This window comes from Pantoea sp. XAF26B01_ASV70 (assembly GCF_054512635.1).
The window spans coordinates 1,153,731-1,174,308 of sequence record NZ_CM137251.1 but is presented as its reverse complement, the minus strand read 5'-3'; the positions used below and the strand labels follow the sequence as shown (position 1 = coordinate 1,174,308).

Annotated in this window: 15 protein-coding genes; 1 reads left to right on the top strand and 14 read right to left on the bottom strand. The window is 57.5% G+C overall.

Features of this window, described 5'->3' with window-relative positions; translation table 11 throughout:
• Positions 1-65: 65 nt before the first annotated feature.
• The 12 genes from ACX8ZY_RS05665 to ACX8ZY_RS05610 form a co-directional block, all read right to left on the bottom strand.
• Positions 66-287 carry a zinc ribbon domain-containing protein gene (locus tag ACX8ZY_RS05665; RefSeq protein WP_010257531.1) on the bottom strand — a complete coding sequence of 74 codons (222 nt, stop codon included), beginning with the start codon at positions 285-287 and terminating at the stop codon, positions 66-68.
• Positions 288-349: 62 nt separating this feature from the next.
• Complete coding sequence (gene der / locus ACX8ZY_RS05660; protein WP_010257536.1) at positions 350-1,840, bottom strand: ribosome biogenesis GTPase Der; 1,491 nt, start codon at positions 1,838-1,840, stop codon at positions 350-352.
• A gap of 174 nt (positions 1,841-2,014) precedes the next feature.
• Positions 2,015-3,196, bottom strand: a complete 1,182-nt coding sequence (bamB, locus tag ACX8ZY_RS05655) for an outer membrane protein assembly factor BamB (RefSeq protein WP_010257539.1) — start codon at positions 3,194-3,196, stop codon at positions 2,015-2,017.
• A 19-nt stretch (positions 3,197-3,215) separates the two neighbouring features.
• Positions 3,216-3,833 (bottom strand): YfgM family protein, encoded by a 618-nt coding sequence (locus ACX8ZY_RS05650; protein WP_320513358.1) that lies wholly within the window; start codon positions 3,831-3,833, stop codon positions 3,216-3,218.
• 39 nt (positions 3,834-3,872) lie between these two features.
• Entirely contained in the window at positions 3,873-5,147 is a 1,275-nt protein-coding gene (gene hisS / locus ACX8ZY_RS05645; RefSeq protein WP_010257545.1) for a histidine--tRNA ligase, read from the bottom strand.
• A gap of 105 nt (positions 5,148-5,252) precedes the next feature.
• The gene (gene ispG, locus ACX8ZY_RS05640) at positions 5,253-6,374 is read right to left on the bottom strand and encodes a flavodoxin-dependent (E)-4-hydroxy-3-methylbut-2-enyl-diphosphate synthase (protein ID WP_003848692.1); all 1,122 of its coding nucleotides are present in this window, start codon (positions 6,372-6,374) and stop codon (positions 5,253-5,255) included.
• A 37-nt stretch (positions 6,375-6,411) separates the two neighbouring features.
• Positions 6,412-7,431, bottom strand: coding sequence for a cytoskeleton protein RodZ (gene rodZ, locus ACX8ZY_RS05635; RefSeq protein WP_033758630.1), 1,020 nt, complete (start codon positions 7,429-7,431; stop codon positions 6,412-6,414).
• Complete coding sequence (gene pilW, locus ACX8ZY_RS05630) at positions 7,421-8,155, bottom strand: type IV pilus biogenesis/stability protein PilW (RefSeq protein WP_033772872.1); 735 nt, start codon at positions 8,153-8,155, stop codon at positions 7,421-7,423. Before pilW ends, rodZ begins: the two co-directional genes overlap by 11 nt.
• Before the next feature lie 80 nt (positions 8,156-8,235).
• A complete protein-coding gene (locus ACX8ZY_RS05625; RefSeq protein WP_010257560.1) occupies positions 8,236-9,405 on the bottom strand; it encodes a bifunctional tRNA (adenosine(37)-C2)-methyltransferase TrmG/ribosomal RNA large subunit methyltransferase RlmN in 1,170 nt (389 codons plus the stop codon).
• Positions 9,406-9,592: 187 nt separating this feature from the next.
• Positions 9,593-10,024 (bottom strand): nucleoside-diphosphate kinase, encoded by a 432-nt coding sequence (ndk, locus tag ACX8ZY_RS05620; protein ID WP_003848684.1) that lies wholly within the window; start codon positions 10,022-10,024, stop codon positions 9,593-9,595.
• 175 nt (positions 10,025-10,199) lie between these two features.
• Positions 10,200-12,539 carry a peptidoglycan glycosyltransferase PbpC gene (gene pbpC, locus ACX8ZY_RS05615; protein WP_158131447.1) on the bottom strand — a complete coding sequence of 780 codons (2,340 nt, stop codon included), beginning with the start codon at positions 12,537-12,539 and terminating at the stop codon, positions 10,200-10,202.
• Positions 12,540-17,435, bottom strand: coding sequence for an alpha-2-macroglobulin family protein (locus ACX8ZY_RS05610; protein ID WP_421665268.1), 4,896 nt, complete (start codon positions 17,433-17,435; stop codon positions 12,540-12,542). It abuts the gene before it with no gap.
• A 146-nt stretch (positions 17,436-17,581) separates the two neighbouring features.
• Between ACX8ZY_RS05610 and sseA the strand changes: the two genes are divergently transcribed.
• Entirely contained in the window at positions 17,582-18,424 is an 843-nt protein-coding gene (gene sseA / locus ACX8ZY_RS05605; protein ID WP_258994198.1) for a 3-mercaptopyruvate sulfurtransferase, read from the top strand.
• A gap of 40 nt (positions 18,425-18,464) precedes the next feature.
• On the opposite strand, the gene sseB is transcribed toward sseA, so the two are convergent.
• Together sseB and pepB are read right to left on the bottom strand one after the other, a co-directional pair.
• The gene (gene sseB, locus ACX8ZY_RS05600) at positions 18,465-19,229 is read right to left on the bottom strand and encodes an enhanced serine sensitivity protein SseB (protein ID WP_010257582.1); all 765 of its coding nucleotides are present in this window, start codon (positions 19,227-19,229) and stop codon (positions 18,465-18,467) included.
• A 46-nt stretch (positions 19,230-19,275) separates the two neighbouring features.
• Positions 19,276-20,562 (bottom strand): aminopeptidase PepB, encoded by a 1,287-nt coding sequence (gene pepB / locus ACX8ZY_RS05595; RefSeq protein WP_010257585.1) that lies wholly within the window; start codon positions 20,560-20,562, stop codon positions 19,276-19,278.
• Between the last annotated feature and the right edge of the window lie 16 nt (positions 20,563-20,578).

The following is a 20,578-nucleotide window of genomic DNA, read 5'->3' as shown; positions in this document are numbered from 1 at the left end:
TGCTACAAAATGAGCCAGTCGTTGCTCTGAATTCTCAGACGTTTTAAGCGTAGCTGAAAGCGGCGTCAGTGACCTGGCGGCTGGAAAAGGACGCGCTTGCGGGAGATAAGGCCATGTCCGTTCCGGCAAAAATAGTCCACCGCGCCGCAGGCTTTGAGCACCTCAAGCGGCTGATGACACGCCGGACAGCAGGGTTGTGCGGGGTAATGCGTACCGCAGGTATTACAGATAAATTCACCGTCACTGAGCGACAGCGGTTGCTGACATTTTTCGCAAATAATAGTCACTATTTTCTCCCTGCTCCGGTTTATTCAGGGCAAAAAAAAGAGGGCCAGATGGCCCTCTATTCTTAACGCTTGTTCTTTTTCATATGCGCCAGCAGACGCTTACGTTTACGCTGCTGCGTTGGTGTCAGCAGGTTACGTTTGCCTTCGTAAGGGTTATCACCCTCTTTGAACTGAATACGAATTGGCGTTCCCATCACGTTGAGTGATTTACGGAAATAGTTCATCAGGTAGCGTTTGTAAGAATCTGGCAGATCCTTAACCTGATTACCGTGGATTACCACGATAGGCGGGTTATAGCCCCCCGCGTGCGCGTATTTGAGCTTAACGCGACGACTGCGTACCAGCGGTGGCTGGTGATCGTCTGCCGCCATGTTCATGATACGGGTCAGCAGCGAGGTGTTTACACGCTTCGTCGAACAGTCATAGGCTTCAGTGATCGACTCAAACAGATTGCCGACGCCGCTGCCGTGCAGCGCAGAGATAAAGTGGATGCGGGCGAAGTCGATAAAGCCCAGACGGTAGTCCAGTGTCTCTTTCACTTCATCACGCACTTCCTGCGACAGGCCATCCCATTTGTTGACCACAATCACCAGCGAACGACCACTGTTGAGAATGAAGCCAAGCAGCGACAGATCCTGATCGGAAATACCGGCATGGGCATCAATCACCAGCATCACCACGTTGGCATCTTCAATCGCCTGCAGCGTCTTGATCACCGAGAATTTCTCTACGGTATCAGAGATTTTGGCACGCTTACGCACGCCCGCCGTGTCGATCAGAACGTATTCACGTCCATCACGCTCCATCGGAATATAGATGCTGTCGCGGGTGGTGCCCGGCATATCGTAGACCACCACGCGGTCTTCACCGAGAATACGGTTGGTAAGCGTTGACTTACCTACGTTAGGACGGCCAACAATCGCCAGTTTGATCGGCAGGCCCGTCGGGTCGAAGTTTTCTTCTTCCTCGGCGGCTTCCTGCTCAGCAATCTCGTCAGCTTCAAGCGCAGCCCAGTATGCCTGGTTCTCTTCTTCTTCCGTGAGCTCGACCGTCTCAACTTTGTCCATCCATGGCAGCAGTGCCTCTTCTATCAGGCTGCTCACACCACGACCATGCGATGCCGCAATGGCGTGGATCTCGCCCAGGCCCAGTGAATAGAAGTCCACAACCGCCTGATCAGGATCCATCCCGTCAGTTTTGTTGGCCACCAGGAAAGTCGCTTTCTGGCGGGAACGGAGATGCTTAGCGATTTGCTGATCGGCGGCCATCATGCCCGCACGCGCATCGACCATAAACAGCACGACATCCGCTTCTTCAATCGCCAGCAGTGACTGCTCGGCCATCCGCGTTTCAACACCCTCTTCGGTGCCGTCGATACCACCGGTATCAATAACAATAAATTCGCGCCCTTCCACTTCGGCGCGACCATATTTGCGATCGCGAGTCAGTCCAGGAAAATCCGCTACCAGCGCATCACGTGTGCGGGTTAAGCGGTTAAATAGCGTAGATTTTCCCACATTGGGACGCCCAACCAGCGCGACCACAGGTACCATAACAAAATGCCTCAATAAATAATTAATCGCCCGAATGGCGTGATTATAACGGCTCTGGCCGTCAAGTTCAGGCTTAAGGCGCAAAGAATACCATGCCTGACTAAAAACGAAACGGCCCCTGATTAAATCAGGAGCCGTCGGAACGGAGGATTTCACCTGCCAGACGTGTACCCGTTAACGGGTAATCGCATAAACCTCACCATCTTTCGACTGGATCAGCAGCTTATCGCTGGCGACCACCGGCTCGGTCTGGAAGCCTGAGCTATCCAGTTCCTGCTGCGCAACAAAACGACCATCCGTGGTGTTCAGCCAGTGCAGATAACCTTCGCTGTCGCCGACAACCAGATAGCCGTTGTAGAGCACCGGCGAAGTCAGGTTGCGATGCAGCAGATCGCTTTGACGCCAGATGGCGACACCGCCGTCAGCGTTAAGCGCAATCACACGATCGTCCTGATCGACCAGATAGATGCGGCCGGCATCCACAATCAGATCTTTCACACCACCAATTTCGCGTTTCCACAAAATCTGGCCGGAACGCAGATCCAGTGCTGTCAGATTGCCGTTATACGCCAGCGCGTAAACCACGCCATTGACGATAACCGGAGTGGTATCGACATCGTTAAGACGATCGATCTCAGTGGCACCGCTGACCTGGGAAATACGCTGCTGCCAGACCAGTTGTCCCTGGTTCAGCACCACGGCACTGACACGACCATTGTCGCCACCGACAATCGCGCCACCAAAAGCGACAGCCGGAGCAGATTCACCGCGCAGAGACAACGCTGGCATATCCAGGTTGACGCTCCACTTTACGGCACCGCTGCTCTGATCCAGGCCCTGCAACATGCCGTTGCTGGTATGAACCAGCACCAGACCATCGCTGACTACCGGACGTGACAGGGCTTCACCGGCGACTTTCGTCTGCCACGCCAGGCTACCATCACTGCTGTTGAGGGCATAAACCTGGCCGCGCTCGCTGCCAACATAGACCCGATCGCCATCAGCCGTCAGGCCACCTGATAACATGGCTGAGCGATTTTTAGAGAAGAAGCCGGTTTTCTCAGAGAGATCGACTTTCCATTTTTCTTTACCGTCTGCGGCATCGAGCGCTTTGACGATACCAAAGCGGTCAGCAGCATAAACCGTATTATCCTGCCAGGCAGGATGCAGATTTGAGTAGAAATCACCGACACCATCGCCTACCGAGGTGCTCCACACTTTCTGTGGCGTGAACTGATTTTCCACCTTCGGCAACGGGGCCATTTTTACTACATCTTCTTCGCCGCTAAACAGCGAACAACCGCTGAGCAAAGTGACTGAAATCAGTCCCGGCAGCAGGTATTTACGTAATTCCATGCGCTCTCTCTTGACTGGCTTAGCTTAAGTTATTCATCTTCATCTGCATCATTTGCTTCAATGCCGGAGAGGCGTCAGATTCAACCCCTTTACTCCAGGCATCGCGCGCGCCCTGCTTGTCGCCTTTGGTCAGCAGCGCTTCGCCGCGAATATCGGCCACAATGGCTGTCCAGCCATCACCCTTCACACCGTCAAGGGTTTTAAGCGCCGCATCCGCTTGATTCTGTTGCAGTTGAATGCGTGCCAGGCGCAGGTTAATCACCGCCTGCAGATTGGCATCTTTGGTATCTTTCAGTCCGTTTTGCAGCAGCGTCGCGGCTTTATCAAGCTGACCGGCGTCAACAAACTGCTTCGCCAGATCCATCGCAGCCAGCGCACCGTAGGTGTTGCTGTTTTCACTGGCAAAACGGTTTACCGCTTCCAGCGTCTCCGGTTTGCCCGCCTGCATGGCGCTGGTGAGCTGCTGATACTGCGCTGATACTGTCTTCGCCGTATCGTCCTGATGACTGCTCCAGTAACGCCAGCCGCCCAGCGCAGCAATGCCGATCACCACGCCAATAGCTAACGCTTTGCCATTGTTGGCAAAAAAGTTGCGCAGCGCGTCGGTCTGCTCGTTCTCATTGCTATACACTTCCACGCAATCCCTCTCCTTTCTATGGTTGGTGCTGTGTCACGCTTACTGTAACAGCGAGCGCAAGACAGCAGCAGCCTCTGCCTGATCCAGCGTTTGCTGCTCGCCACGGCGCAGATCTTTAATCACGACCTGACCGGCTTTGACCTCGTCCTCGCCTAACACCAGTGCGACGCGAGCGCCCCACTTGTCAGCACGGGCAAACTGTTTCTTGAAGTTGCCGCCGCCAAAGTTGGTCATCAGCCTCAGTTCTGGCGCTTCATCACGCAATTTCTCAGCCAGCTGCATTGCTGCAGACTGCACGCCCTGACCTGAAGCGATAACATAGACATCCACATTGCTCGTCGGTTCAAATTCAGGATTAACCGCCTGAACCAGCAGCACCAGACGCTCCATGCCCATGGCAAAGCCAACGGCAGGTGTTGCGCGGCCACCGAGCTGCTCAACCAGGCCATCATAGCGACCGCCACCACATACCGTGCCCTGTGAACCCAGGCTATCGGTGACCCACTCAATCACGGTGCGATTGTAATAATCAAGACCGCGTACCAGACGCTGATTGACGGTGTAGCTGATCCCGGCGTCATCCAGCAGGGCACACAGGCCGCTGAAATGTTCACGTGATTCGTCATCAAGATAGTCGCCAAGCTGTGGCGCATCATTCAGTAACTGCTGAATATCGGGATTTTTAGTGTCGAGAACGCGCATCGGATTGGTGTACATGCGGCGTTTACAATCCTCATCCAGCACCTCTTTATGCTGTTCAAGGAAGGCGACCAGCGCGTCGCGGTAATGCGCGCGTGCTTCCAGCGAACCGATAGAGTTGAGTTCCAGACGAACGTGTTCAGAGATACCCAGGGCTTTCCACCAGCGGGCGTTCAGCATGATCAGTTCAGCATCGATGTCCGGTCCCTGCAGACCAAACACTTCCACGCCAATCTGGTAGAACTGACGATAGCGGCCTTTCTGCGGACGCTCATAGCGGAACATCGGGCCCATATACCACAGGCGCTGCTCCTGGTTGTAGAGTAAACCGTGTTCGATACCGGCTCGCACGCAACCTGCAGTGCCTTCCGGACGCAGCGTCAGGCTTTCACCGTTGCGGTCTTCGAAGGTATACATCTCTTTTTCAACCACGTCGGTGACTTCACCGATGGCGCGTTTAAACAGTGGGGTTTGCTCCACCAGCGGTAAGCGAATTTCGCTGTAACCGTAGCTCGCCAGCGTCTGCTTGAGAACGCCTTCAATCCGTTGCCAGAGGGCGGTATCCGCAGGCAGGTAGTCGTTCATCCCGCGAATCGCCTGAATATTCTTCGCCACGTTAGAATCTCTTAATGCAAAAAAACCTGTCCGGCATCATACCTTATGAGGATGAAACCGCACAGGTTCAGTCAAAAAAGTCACGCACGCAAACCGCGTACGCCATTATTTTTCCAGATGCTGCACATCAATACGGCGACTGGCATCCAGCATCGACGCTTTAGCACGAATGCGCGCTTCCAGCTGATCGATCATGTCATTGTTGTCGAGACGATCGCGCTGACGCACACCATCCTCGTAGAAACCACTCTTCTTGCTGCCGCCGGTCACGCCCAGCGTAGAGAGGGTCGCCTCGCCAGGTCCGTTGACCACGCAGCCGATGATGGAGACATCCATCGGGGTGATGAGGTCTTCCAGACGCTGCTCCAGCGCGTTGACCGTGCCGATAACGTCGAACTCCTGACGTGAGCAGGTCGGACAGGCGATGAAGTTGATGCCACGAGAACGGATGCGCAGTGACTTGAGGATATCGAAACCGACTTTGACTTCTTCTACCGGATCGGCGGCCAGCGAGATACGCAGCGTATCGCCGATCCCTTCTGACAGCAGCAGACCCAGTCCAATCGCCGATTTCACTGCGCCAGCCCGCGCGCCGCCCGCTTCGGTGATACCGAGATGCAGTGGCTGTTCAATCTGTTTCGCCAGCAGACGATAAGATTCAACCGCGAGGAAGACGTCAGAGGCTTTGACGCTGACTTTGAATTGATCGAAGTTAAGACGGTCGAGATGATCGACATGGCGCATGGCTGATTCCAGCAACGCCTGCGGCGTCGGCTCGCCATACTTTTCCTGCAGATCTTTCTCCAGCGAACCGGCGTTCACGCCGATTCGAATCGGAATATTGTTGTCGCGCGCGCAGTCTACCACCATACGGATGCGCTCATTGTTCCCGATATTACCGGGATTGATGCGCAGGCAGTCGACGCCATACTCGGCGACTTTCAGGGCGATGCGGTAGTCAAAATGAATATCTGCAACCAGCGGGACGTTTACCTGCTGTTTGATCAGCCTGAATGCTTCTGCGGCATCCATGGTAGGCACCGAGATACGAACGATATCGACACCGACTCGCTCAAGGGCTTTGATCTGATTTACCGTCGCCTCCACGTCAGTGGTGCGGGTGTTGGTCATCGACTGGACAGCGATGGGTGCGCCGTCACCGACCGGCACCTTGCCGACGTAAATGCGTTTGGATTTACGACGGATAATGGGTGCTTCGTTATGCATATTTCTTCTCCACAATTGCCCGGTACGCGATACGCTGTTATTGCGCACCCAACGTCAGGCGAGCAACCTGGTTATTACGGATAAAACGACTTAAATCAACGGGCTGATTCTGATATTGCACCTGAACAGCGGAAGGCGCGCCAATTTTCAGACGATACGGAGGCGTTCCTGCGAGGCTGAGTTTACCACCACTGCGCTGAATGCCGCTGAACAGTTTTTTGCCGGTGGCATCGCTCACTTCCAGCCAGCAGTCGGCGTTAAAGGTCATCACCACCGCATTAGGGTCAGCAGCCGGTTCACTGACCGCCGCTGCACCTACTGGCATCTGAGGTGCCGTGCTGTTATTGGTATTCGTGTTCGCGGCCGCAGGTGCAGCCGCTGAGTTGTCCACGGGCGCCTGGCTCGGTGAAACCACGGCATTGCTGGTGGTATCCGGCTGTGCGGTGGTCGCGCTATTGCTGCCAGTGGCAGCCGGAGCCGCACTCGCTGGCGCACTGGCTGCGCTGTTGTCACTGGTGGTATTGCTTTCGTCAGGCGCGGCAGGTGCCGCGCTGTCACCACTGGATTCACCCAGCGGAATCGACTGGCCGCTATCACCGCTGCTGCTGTTCTGATCGGTCATCGGCACCAGATCATCCTGTGACTCTTTATGATTCTGCCACCACCAGGCACCGGTCAGACCCACCACCACAAACACCACCAGCCAGGTGAAAATCATCAACCAGCCGTCGCGTTTCTTGCGGCGTTTGCCCAGCGAGAAACTTTGCATCGGCTCGATCTTTGAAGCCCGAATCGGTGTCTGTTTCGCCATCATCGGCAGCAGTTCCTCTTCAGGAATGTGCACCAGACGCGCGTAGGAGCGAATGTATCCGCGCAGGAACGTGGAGGCCAGATCGGCAGGCGATTTGTCTTCCTCGATATCACGCACGGTAGAAAGTTTCAGGCACAGGCGTTCAGCGACGTTCTGCTGCGTCAGCCCCATCTGCTCACGGGCCAGACGCAGGCGTTCACCTGTTGAATGTAATGCAGAGTTTTCTTGAGTGGCTTCAGTATTCATTAGCTAAATAACGCTGGTACTGTATCGATTGCGGAAAACGTCGCGCTAACTGGTCGCCATAACGTGAAACGTCAGCGGCATCTCCCTGTAGCGCGGCGAAACGTAAGTGTAACGCCAGACTTCGTGCCGTTGCGGGCAGCTGTTGCTGGTAAATATCAAGCAAAACCTGCACCTTCGCCAGATGGTTATCTGCCATCTGCTTTTCAGCTTCCGACAGCAGCGAATCAGCTTTGCGTCTGTCAGCCTCAATGGCCTGGCGTAGTGTCCTGCGGGCAGCGGCAATATCGCCAGCCTGCAGATAACAAAACCCTGCCAGTTCAAGCGCGTCATTGCGTGCATCAAACTGCGGTGCTGCGCTTGCCCGACTAAACTGTTGATGCGCTTCGCCATACTGCCTTAAAGCGCAGAGAAACGCACCGTAATTGTTAGCAACAAAACCATTATCCGGGGCCTGCTGCTGTGCCAGTATAAACCGTGCCTGCGCCGCTGTCTGATTACCCTGCTTCTGCGCCAGTCGAGCCAGCGCAAGCGAGACCCGGTAATCCTCTGGCGCGGCGGCCTGTGCCCGCAGAAAGTTTCGCTCAGCTGCGGCATAGTCGCCACCCGCCAGATAGTGCATCCCTAACTGCAGACGCACCTCTTCTGCTCCGGGTTCGTGATGCTGGCTGACACACCCGCTTACAACAAACAGCGCCAGTAAAACGGCAGGTAATCCGTTACGCATAATCGTTTCCATCCGGTTGACGTTGACAGGCTGCAGCCTGCCACGCGTCATCACTTCAGGAAACGCTCCGAGTCACTCTTCTAGAGAGCCTTCACAGAGATGGCTTCACCCGCCATTTTTTTACGCATCGTACGCTTGGTACGGTCGATCACCTCACCGGCTAACTGACCACAGGCGGCATCGATATCGTCGCCACGGGTTTTACGCACGATGGTCGTAAAACCATAGTCCATCAGGACTTTGGAGAAACGATCGATGCGGCTGTTGGAGCTACGGCCATAAGGCGCGCCCGGGAAGGGGTTCCAGGGGATCAGGTTGATTTTACACGGTGTTTCTTTCAGTAATGCGGCGAGTTCATGCGCATCATCTGTGCTGTCATTGACGTGATCCAGCAACACATACTCAATGGTCACGCGTCCCTGATTGGCGTTGGATTTGCCAATGTAGCGTTTCACCGCCGCCAGGAAGGTTTCGATATTGTACTTTTTGTTGATCGGGACAATATCATCACGCAGCTTATCGTTAGGCGCGTGCAGGGAAATCGCCAGCGCGACGTCGATCATATCGCCCAGTTTATCCAGCGCAGGCACCACACCCGAGGTAGAGAGGGTCACGCGACGCTTCGACAGACCAAAACCGAAGTCATCCAGCATGATCTCCATCGCCGGGACCACGTTATTGAGGTTGAGCAGCGGCTCGCCCATGCCCATCATCACCACGTTGGTGATAGGACGCTGGCCGGTGATTTTGGCTGCGCCGACAATTTTCGCCGCGCGCCACACCTGACCAATAATTTCTGACACCCGCAGGTTACGGTTAAAGCCCTGCTGTGCGGTCGAACAGAATTTACACTCCAGCGCACAACCCACCTGTGAAGAGACACAGAGCGTGGCGCGGTCCCCTTCCGGGATATAGACCGTTTCCACCAGCTGGTCGCCCACACGAATGGCCCATTTGATGGTGCCGTCGGTAGAGCGCATCTCTTCTGCCACTTCTGGCGCACGGATCTCCGTCAGCTCCATCAGCCGGTTACGCAGCTTTTTGTTGATGTCGGTCATCTGCTCGAAGTCATCGCAGCAGTAGTGATAAATCCACTTCATGACCTGATCGGCGCGGAAAGGCTTTTCGCCCAGCGACAGGAAGAATTCGCGCATCTGCTGACGGTTGAGATCCAGCAGGTTTATTTTCTGGCTTTTGGGGGAGACGACAATAGGGGATGCGGACGCGGACGTCACAATCTGTTCGGACATAATATTCTCTGGCCTCGTTGTTACACGTTATGGCGCTGTTCAGGGATAGGTGAAAAAAATTGCGCCTTCATTAAGCTGAGTCAATGAAGGCGCAATATTGTACAACATCTGCAGCCTGATAACAGGCGGGAGTGACCTCCCCTACGCAGATTTTTGTAAAGCCGACGTAACGTTTATCGCCAGGCGATTAACGGGTACGTGGGCAGATCTCGTTTTCGCCAAAGAAATAAGCGATTTCGCGGGCAGCGGATTCAGCAGAATCTGAACCGTGCGTGGCGTTTTCGGTGAAGCTGTCAGCGTAGTCAGCACGCAGTGTGCCAGCCAGTGCGTTTGCCGGGTTAGTGGCACCCATCAGGTCACGGTGACGCTGAACGGCATTTTCACCTTCCAGCACGGAAACAACAACCGGGCCAGAGGTCATGAATTCAACCAGACCATCGAAGAATGGCTTGCCCTGGTGCTCAGCGTAAAAACCTTCAGCCTGCTCTTTGCTCAGCTGCAGCATTTTTGCGCCAACGATTTTGAAGCCAGCGCTTTCAAAACGGTTGTAGATAGCACCAATCACATTTTTAGCGACGGCGTTTGGCTTGATGATAGAAAAAGTACGTTCGATTGCCATGATGACCTCTGTCTTAACGTTCTGAAGAAACCGGTGGCGTCCGCCCCGGTTAAGAAACGGCGCCGATTATAGGGGCTGAGTCCGGCATTGCCTATCAGAGATCCCTAATTTGATGAAAATTCTTGATCTGAGTCGAAGCAGACGCGCCATAGTTATGATTTAGCGCAAAAAAGCGTCAGCCCCGGCTGAAGGTGACGGAGACAAGTTGCCCCTCTTCATCCATCACCACCAGCTGATACTCGCCCGGATGATCGAGCTGCAGCGACAGGCTGTCTGCGGCGTTCTGCGTCATCAGAGGCTCACCATTCAGGAACCACCAGCGCTGCGCGCCCTGCCCTCCCTGCACCGCGACCGGCATTGTCAGCGCGCTCCTGCCCGGCAGCGGTCTGACAATTTGCCCCTCAATCACGCCGGTAACGATCAGCGGAGCGCTGCTGCCCTGCTGTAACGGCGGACACCGGGCATCGACAGGGGGCAGACGTTGCGCCCGCCGCTCCTGAGGCGGCAGCCAGGCCTCCAGCGGCAGCGGCCAGACCAGCCGTTCATGGCGGGTGGCGCCGGGGCAGTCTGCTGCGACGCGCAGTCCCTGCGCATTCTGCCAGTAGCCCAGGCGTAATCCGCTGAGGCTCTCCTGGCCGGGAGCCAGCAATGTAGGCGGCAGCGTGTCGGCGGCAACCCAGCTTTGCCGCCGCTGGCGACAGTTTTCGTCTCCGGCGGGCAACGGCTGACCGCCAGGCCAGCAAATGGTCGCCACCGTCACCGAGGCCGGCCGCGGATCGCCCGGAACGTCACGTCTGCCGAGGCGACTCATCAGCAGGCTGTTGATCTGATTCATGACGGGCACGGCAGAGGCAAAACCAAACTGCCCGGCAACCGGCGTCGCATCCGGTCTTCCGACCCAGACGCCAATCAGATAACGGGGATTGATCCCCACCGACCAGGCGTCGCGGTAGCCATAACTGGTGCCGGTTTTCCAGGCCAGTGGCACCACATCGGGTACGCTGCCATTGCCCGCGGGCTGCGCTTCCCCGGCCAGGATACGCCGGATGATCCACGCCGACGCAGGCGAAAGCAGCGGCCGCTGCTGTAAAGGTTGATCGGGCATCCAGCGCAGCTGGCCGGCGTTGCCGTGGCGGGCAAAGGCGCTGTAGGCAGCCACGATCTCATCCATGCGCGCTCCGGTGCCGCCGAGAATCAGGGAAAGATTAGGTTCAGCGCCGGGGGGAAAACGTAAGTTCAGACCGACATTGCGCAGGCGCGCTGCAACGTTTTTCGGTCCCAGCGCCTCCAGAAGCTGCACCGCAGGCAGATTCAGCGACCGCACCAGTGCGTCACTGGCGCTGACCGGCCCGTGAAATCCGGTATCGAAGTTGCCTGGCCGGTAATCACCAAAGCGACGCGGCACATCCTGCAGCAGTGATTCAGCATGAATCAGCCCCTCATCCAGCGCCATGCCGTAAATAAAGGGTTTTAACACCGAGCCTGGCGAACGCACGCTGGCGATCATATCCACATGGCCAAAACGGCTGTCATCGGTAAAGTCAGCCGAGCCGACGTAGCCGCGAACCGCCATGGTGGTGTGATCCACCACCAGCATCGCCAGCGAAGTGCGTGGAGGAAGCTGATTTTTAACATTCAGCGCCAGGCTTTCCAGTTCGCGCTGCAGTGAGGGGTCGAGCGTAGAGACAATCTTATCGCTGTGGCTGATCGACAGCAGTCGCCGGGCCAGCAGCGGCGCCATCTGTGGCATCTGGCGCGGCGGCAGCCATACCGGCTCCTGACGGATTTCCGCCACCTGTTCAGCGGACCAGATGCGGTATTCCGCCAGCCGATCCAGCACTTTGTTGCGTGCGGCTTCTGCCCGCTCTGGCCAGCGATCGGGTCGCAGACGGCTGGGTGCCTGCGGCAAAACGGCCAGCAGCGCCGCCTCGCCCGGCGTCAGTTGTGACGGGGCTTTTCCCAGCCAGCTCCAGCTTGCCGCGCCCACCCCTTCCAGCGTGCCGCCAAAGGGCGCACGGTTAAGGTAGAGCGTCAGGATGTCTCGTTTGGAAAGATGCCACTCCAGCTGCAGCGCACGCCACGCCTGAATTATCTTGCCGCGCAGCGTCCGGGGTTGCGGGTCGATAAGGCGTGCCACCTGCATAGTCAGCGTGCTGCCTCCGGAAATCACGCTCTGATGGCGCAGATCCTGCCAGGCGGCGCGCAGCAGAGCCAGGGGATTGATGCCGGGGTGATACCAGAACCAGCGATCTTCATAGGTCAGCAGCGCCTGCAGATAGGCCGGAGCCACCTCCTCTGGCGTGACCGGATAGCGCCAGATCCCCTTGCTGTCTGCAAAGCGCCACAATGGTGTACCGTCGCTGGCAACAATCACCCGCGCAGGTTGCACCTGTTTAAGCGGCAACGGGAAAAGCCGATCCAGCCCCCATATCGCCAGCCACAGCGCCAGAAAAAAAAGCGGCAGCGCGAGCCACCACTTTTTGATGCTGCTGACGTTTACCACGCGTCGCGTCACTTACTGAATATGCAGCTGTGACGGCGTGCTGCCGGTGGCGCGCCACTCCGGCACATACATCGACTCGACCTGCGGTGGTGGCATCAGATAGCGACCCGGTGTGACCGCCCGCGCCAGGTAGACCAGCGTCGCGGGACGATAAGTATCCACCGCCAGTGCCGCCACAAAGCGATCGTCACGGAACTCAATGTGTCTGATGTCAGCCTGCTGCATGTCACCCATGCTCTCCTTCAGCGCATCCGCACTGTCGCCGAGGCTGGCGCTGCTGTCTGCCAGGTTCTGGTTTTCCAGCTCCAGACCGGCAGGCAGCAGATCCACCACCAGCGCATCGGTGATGCTGCGCTTCGACGAAACGGTCAGACGCACCACCAGCAACTCGCCGCTGCGCAGATTACTGAGATCGGCGGCTTTGCCATCCAGCGTAAAGTATTCACGTTTTATCCCGAGCACATTGCTCTCCGGCTGTGGCGCGGCCAGCGGATAACCGGTGACATCCAGACGACCATACAGCGGCGCACTGCCCGGATTACTGATGGCTAAGCCCTGCAACAGTCGTTCAGCCCCCAGCCCTTTATTCAGTGGCGCATCGCCCTGCAGAGGCTGTGCATTGCCCGACAGTTGCGCCTGCCAGCTTCCGCCCTGCGCACGCTGCAGCGTATGCGCCGCTAAATAGAGCGCGTTATTCTCCTGAGTCGAGAACCAGCGCTTGCCGTTGACCTCTTTTGACAGCGACAGCAGCAGACTATTCTGCAAATCAGGCTGCAGCTTATTCTCTGCTAACAGGGCTATCATCATCCCCTCATCGCGCACCGTGCTGCCATAGTCGCCATACCACTCTTTATCTGAGCGCGTCAGACTGGCACCCTGCATGATCGCAAGCGATGCGCGCTGCCCGTCACCCATCAGCTTCAGCGCCACGCCAAGCTGCATCAGCGCCAGGCCGGAGCGGGCCTTCTCACGCTTTTCATACAATGCGCGTAGCGCACCCAGCGGCGCACGCTGCTGACGCGCCAGCACCAGTCCGGCGTAAGCCTGCACGCTGAACTGCAGCGCGGCGTTGTTATCACTGCCGCCGCCACTGATCTGCGCGGGATCCTGCAGATAGCGCAGCAGCCGTGCGTTAGCGCGCTCAATTACGTTATCCGGCAGCGCATAGCCCGCCTCGCTGGCGCGAAGCAGGAAATCGGTCACGTAAGGCGTCAGCCAGAACTCCTCCTCACTCTGTTTGTCCCACAGCCCGAAGCTACCGTTGGCCCGCTGCATGCCCGCCAGACGGGCAATGCCGGTGTCGACGGCGGCCCGGCGCGCCTCATCACTGCTGGTTTTTATCCCCATCGCGGTCAGCTCGGCATGGCTGGTGTAGAGCGACGGCCAGAGGCCGCTGGTGGTCTGTTCCAGACAGCCGTAGGGATAGGCATAAAGCGCACTGATATAGCTGGCGATATTGAGCGGCGGACGATTGCTCAGCGTCAGCTGTCCACTCAGGGTCTGAGCATCCAGGCCGGTAAACGCGGTTGCCGCGACCTGCCAGGGCTGATCGGAATTGATGACGGCATCGAAATTCAGTGTCCGGGCCGGATAAGGTGGTCTGACGCCGATTTTCCACTGCTGTTTGCTGGGCTTCACCTGCTCGCCCGGCAGGTTCAGACCGGAAATCTGCACGGCGACCTCACCATCACCAAAGCCGGTTTTCGCCGTGACCGGAATCTGAAGTGTGGTACGTGCGCCTTTGGCCAGCGTCACGCTCTGGCTGGCAGCCCCGGCCAGATCCACTAAGCCACTGCTGCTCAGATCCACCTTCAGGGTTTGCGGCAGATCGGTCAGGTTAGTGAGATCCAGCGCCAGTGAGGCTGTATCGCCGCTGGCAAGGAAGCGCGGGGTGGCCAGTTCGCTGATCAGCGGCGCCGCGACCACCAGTTTACGTTCGGCCGCTCCGAAGCTGTCGTCGCTCCATGCCTGGGTCATCAGCCGCAGTTCACCGTTAAAGGTCGGGATCGGCAGCGTAATCGACCCGTTGCCCTCTTTATCCAGCGTGACTGCCTGTAACTGCTGCGCCACGATATTGACGTGCGTCACCGGCTTTTTGCCGCCGCGCGTCATCGATTCATCTTCGCCATCACCACCAAAACGCAGTGCCGCGAGCCGACCACCGCCTTCGATCAGCTGGCCAAAGACGTCGTACTGATCGACGTTATAGCGTTTACGACCAAAAAACGCCTGCCACGGATCGGGGGTTTTATAATCCGTGACGCTCAGAACGCCGCTGTCCACTGCTGACAGCAGTACATTCACTTTTTCAGGCAGCGGGCCGCCGTCACGACTGGCGTGGACTTTTACCGTCAGGCGTTGCTCAGGACGGATTTTATCGGGCGCATCCAGCGTCAGATTTAAGCGGCGCGCCTCCGTCGCCATCGGCAGATGCAACAGCCCCACCGCGCGTTTTGGCGTTGCGCCACTGACCTTATCGCCGTCTCGCACCACGATGGCGCTGAAGTAGAGATCGTGACGCTGCCAGCTCTCAGCAACAGGGACATCCACCGTTGTGCCGCCCTTAGGTACGGTCAGTGGCTGCCACCAGAGCGTGCCGCTGCTCGACTCCACCATCAGGTAACCTTTACCGGCCGCCGGTGACTCAACCTGCAGATGCACGGTGTCGCCCGGCTGGTAAGCGGCTTTATCCAGCTTCAGTCTGACCTGATCCGGGCGCAATGCCCCCGTGCCGTTGGTGTTATCCTGCCAGTCATAACCCGCCTGGAACCGGACACTGCTGACGATCTTCTCGCCCGCCTGCACTTCCAGCCGGTAGTGGCCCCACTCGACCGGGAAGCTGACTTTGGTGCTGCCATCAGCCGGGACAGAGATGGCGCGTTCATCTTCCTGCAGATCCTTGTCGCTATACTGCGACTGCCAGCCTTCGCTGTCAGAGAAGCTCCAGTAGTAATCATGGCGTTCACGGATCAGGCGAACATCCAGCTTCTCTGCCGCCAGTTTTTTGCCCTGACTGTTGGCATAGACAATGTCGAATTCGGCCAGGCTCTGTTCCGGCACAGTCGGCTCATCGTGATAGCTGTCACTGCGGTAGTCATAAACCGCCTTGTTACCAAACAGCGGCCGGATACCTGGCAGCGCTTCAGCGGGCCAGATGGCCTGGGTGGCACGACGGGTGACCGGACGTCCGCCGGTTTCCAGCAGGCTGGCCTGCAGGATCAGATTGAGCGGAGAGTGGAGCTGATCCCACTGATTTCCTACCGTGAGTTGTGCTTTACCGCTGGCGTCGAGCTTGAGATCCACCTCATCCAGCGTCCGCTTTAACCCCTCTTCGGTGATGTCACCAAACTGATAGCCTGGCAGTGCAGTCACCGCCTCGCGTGCCGGTCGCAGATAGAGTTGCCCCTGTAGCGTGTTACCTGCTGCTGGGGCGCCATAGAGATAGCGCCCCTCAATACCGAACTCAACACTGGCATCAACGGCCTGTGGCTGAGGGTCATTTTTCAGGGTTAACGCCATACGCTCTGGCAGAAAATCTTCGACGTGAAACTTCCACTCTCGCTTGAGGTTATCGCCGGTATTCAGTCGCAACATCCAGTCGCCGGTCATGGCCGACGCGGGCAGCGCCAGTCGCTGCTGGTAGAATCCCGCTTCAGGCTGCCAGACAAAAGTCCGCATCACCTGGCCATCGGGCTGCACCAGCTCCGCTTTGATCGGCTGCGCGGGCAAGGGGTGTCCGTCGGCATCGCGAAGCAGCGCATTCACGATGACCGTTTCGCCAGGACGATAGATATCGCGCGGACCAAAAACAAACAGCTGTTTGTCATAGCCCTGCGGCCCCGCGACCGGGAATTCAGCGAGATCCAGCGCCGGACGCGCCAGGTCGATCATTGAGGTCTGTTCTCCCTGAATTGCCAGCAGGAGCTTGCCTTTTTCATCCGCCTTGAGGCTCAGATGACCGGTGCTGTCACTGGTACCGCTTTGCAGCACCTGCCCCTTCTCATCCAGTAACCTGACGCTGACCCCGGAAAGCGGCTGACCGTCTGCCAGACTCTGGGCGAACAGTTCGAACCGGGTCGGGAAGCGATGCAGTGACAGGCCAATATCGCTGAGGGTGAAAAGCGTGGCGGGCTGGCTGTAGCGATAAGTACCGGCCTGCTTCATCACCGCCAGATAGACGCCCGGCTGCTGAAGTGCGGTAATGTCACGCATCGGCAGCTGCAATTTTTCACGCGTGTTACGCGCCGGATTGAGCTCAAAGCGTCCGCTATAGACCAGCTGGCTGCTTTTCAGCAGCTCCTGCGACTGCCAGCTTGAGAGGTTGTTGCCGTAATTCCACTGCGAGAGAAATTCCGCCAGGCCGGCATTCTTTATCCGGAAGAAATCGACATCGACCTGGTCAACATTCAGCGCCAGCACCGGCAGTCCGTGCGTGATACGCAGCGGCAGCAGTGAACCGCGACTGGCAAAGCCCACCATCGGCTGGATATCACGGGTGGCGATTTTCTGACTGTAATCGGCGGCAAGCGTCTCTCCGCTGGCCGCGCGCAGTCCCGCATCCACCGTGACGGTGAAGTGACGTGACGGCTCGGGATGGCGGAAGCGCAACGTTTTGCGGTTAGCAGAAAGTTCCCAGCCGCCATCCACCCGGCCCTGTTTATCGTCGGTCAGCCTGACTTTTTGCGCGATATCCTGTTTATCATCAAGCGGCTGACTGAAGGTTAAGACCAGCGCAGCGGCATTATCGATCTGCAGTTCCGAGAGATCGATAATCGTCAGCAGTTTGCTGACCTGGGAGGTTGCGGGTGCTTCTGCCGCCTGGAGAGGCAAAACAGGTAACAGGGTCGCTGACAGCAGCGAGCCACCGATCAGCATGCTGAGCAGCAGCCGGGTATTGCGTTTCTTCATGGTAGTTCCTTCACCGGGACGCAGGGAGTGTCGTTTGATTACGCAGCGCAATTTCATATCAATGCTCGCATTTAATCAACGCTTCTCTTGAGATGGTGCGCACATTCCCTGACACTGGTATGACAGATTGCTGAGATGAGGTTGTTATGACGACGCCACTGTTTGTGTCCGCCGACTGGTTACAAGAGCACTACAACGATGAGCGGCTTCAGGTGCTGGATGCACGGTTGTTGCCACCCGGTATGGAAGCGGTTCGCGATATCCAGGCCGAATATCTGGCGGGTCATTTACCCGACGCCCCTTACTTCGATATTGAAGCGCTTTCCGATCACACCAGCCCTTACCCCCATATGCTGCCCCGCGCCGAAAGTTTTGCCGTCGCGATGCGTGAACTGGGTGTCAGCAGTGATAAGCACCTGGTGGTGTATGACGAGGGTAATCTCTTTTCTGCGCCACGCGCCTGGTGGATGCTGAAAACCTTTGGTGTGGCTCAGGTGTCGATTCTGGCCGGGGGCTTGCAGGGCTGGAAAGAAGCTGGTTTTGCGCTGGCAACCGGCGAAGTGAATCTGCCGGAAGGTGAGTTTGAGGCCCACGCAGATGAAAGCCGGGTGAAACGCCTGACGGACGTACTGCTGATCAGCCATGAAGGCGGCGCACAGATTATTGATGCGCGTCCTGCCAATCGCTTTAACGCCGAAGTGGATGAACCACGTCCCGGATTGCATCGCGGACACATTCCCAACAGCCTGAACGTGCCGTGGAACAGCCTGGCTGAACAGGGAAAACTCAAGCCGGAGGCGGAACTTCAGACGCTGTTTGCCGATGCGGGCGTCGATATTACCCAACCGGTGGTCGCCAGCTGTGGCTCAGGCGTGACGGCGGTGGTGGTGATTCTGGCGCTGACGGCGCTGGGCGCACGGGATGTCACGCTGTATGACGGATCCTGGGGCGAATGGGGCAGTCGCGACGACTTACCTATCGCGAAATAAAAAACAGGCGGCCCATGAGCCGCCTGTTTACGTTGTTGTCTCAGATAATCCGCTCACTGCCCTTGAAGTCGCGCAGGAAACTGCCCCAGCGACGCTCATAGAATGGCGTGATGTGGGCGGTAAAGAAGTGGCTGATGCCGCGATCGTTCAGCGTCACCTCACAGATATCAACCGGCGCATCGTCCGGCAGCGTATCGGTTGCCACGCTGCCCGCCGCCTGAATGATCGTCTCAATGTTGCTGTCCGCTTCAATGCCAATCAGCAGATTGGGCGCTTCGTCAGCCCGCTCACGGATACTGGCGATAAACGCGCGACGCACCTGCTTATGCTTACTGAAGAGCTGAGTCAGTGAGTCGATCATCTGCGCAGGGGGTTCAGCCACCTCAGACAGCAATAGTGACTGTCCGCCTTCCAGCACGGTTTGCTGGCTTAGTGCACTGCCCTCTTCCGCCAGCAGATGGGTGATCTCGGCCGCAGTAAACTCTTTACCGGAAGGCAGTTTGGGATTGAGAAACAGCGTCTCGCCGCGCGTAATCTCAAACAGCGTTCGTACCGGCAGACGCAGCCAGGACTGCTCACCGCTCACCGCTTCACTCATCGCCTCTTCTGACGTGAAAAAAGGAATGATGCTGCTGCCATCCTCTTTTTCCCAGTGCTGCAGATCAACAGGCGTGCTGGCATCAAGCTGTTGCGTGGTGCTTTCACCTGGCACCCAGGCATCAGATTCCAGCAGCAGCTGAAAAAACTCGGGCCGATGGGCAGGCTCAGTGGCCGCCAGCTTCAGCACCTCTTCAAGACGATTCATAGTTTCCCTTTGAACAGCGGCGGCATCAGCCACCGCTGAGATCGGCTTATTTCAGTAACAGATTGGCGAGGGTACGCACGCCAAGACCTGTTGCACCCGCCGCCCACTGGTCAACTGCGCCTTTGCGATAGGTCGCGGAGCAGTCGATGTGCAGCCAGCCCTGCTGATAGTTACTGACGAAGTGTGACAGGAACGCTGCCGCGCTACTGGCACCCGCCGCATGTGACGGGCTGGCGATGTTATTGAGATCGGCGAAGTTAGACGGCAGATGGCTGCGATGGAATTCGGCCAGCGGCAGACGCCAGAAAGGTTCGTTCTCACTCACCGCGCTGCCCATCAGCGACTGTGCCATCACATCATCAAAGGTAAACAGCGCATGGTAATCGTTGCCCAGCGCCGTCTTGGCCGCACCGGTCAGCGTCGCAGCATCGATGATCATCGTCGGGTTCTGCTCGCTGGCGTCGATTAAACCGTCGGCCAGGACCAGACGCCCTTCCGCATCGGTGTTCATCACTTCCACCGATTTACCGTTGCGATAGCGAATAATGTCGCCCAGTTTAAAGGCGTTGCTGCTGACCATATTATCGGCACAGCAGAGGTAGAGTTTGACGCGCTTGTTAAGACCGCGCGAAATCGCCATGGCCAGCGCGCCGGTGACGGTCGCCGCGCCGCCCATGTCAGATTTCATTGAGTCCATGAAGCTGCTCTGCTTCAGGCTGTAGCCACCGGTATCAAAGGTAATGCCTTTACCGACCAGACAGGCGTAGACCGGGGCATCGTCGTCGCCGGTCGGGTTGTAATCGAGCGCCAGAAATACCGGCGGACGATTTGAACCGCGTCCAACGGTGTGCAGGCCCATATACCCCTGTACCCGCAGATCGTCGCCTTTGGTGATGCGATAGCTGACGGCGCTGCCGCCCACTTCACTGATCAGATCGACTGCATTGTGCGCCAGCTGTTCCGGCCCCAGATCTTCCGCGGGCAGGTTAATAACGTTGCGAACCCAGTCGATAATTTTCAGACGGCGATCAAACTCCGCCTGCTCATGTTCGCCCAGCGCCGGCCACTCAACCTGACGCTGGCCTTTCGGACCACGGAAGCCCTGCCAGAATGCCCAGCACTGCTCAAGGTGCCAGCCTTCGCCGGTCAGCGCCACATGGCGGATCCCCTGGCTGTCGATTTTGTGAGCCGCACGCTGAATGATATTCAGCGCATCCGCGCCGGTCAGATGCAGTGTCATGCCGCTGTCGTTGCTGCTGAGAATCGCTTTTTCGCCCCAGCGCGCATCGGCGGGCTGGCTGCTAAGCGTAATATTCATGGGTTGTGTGGTCATCGAAAAGCTCCATAAT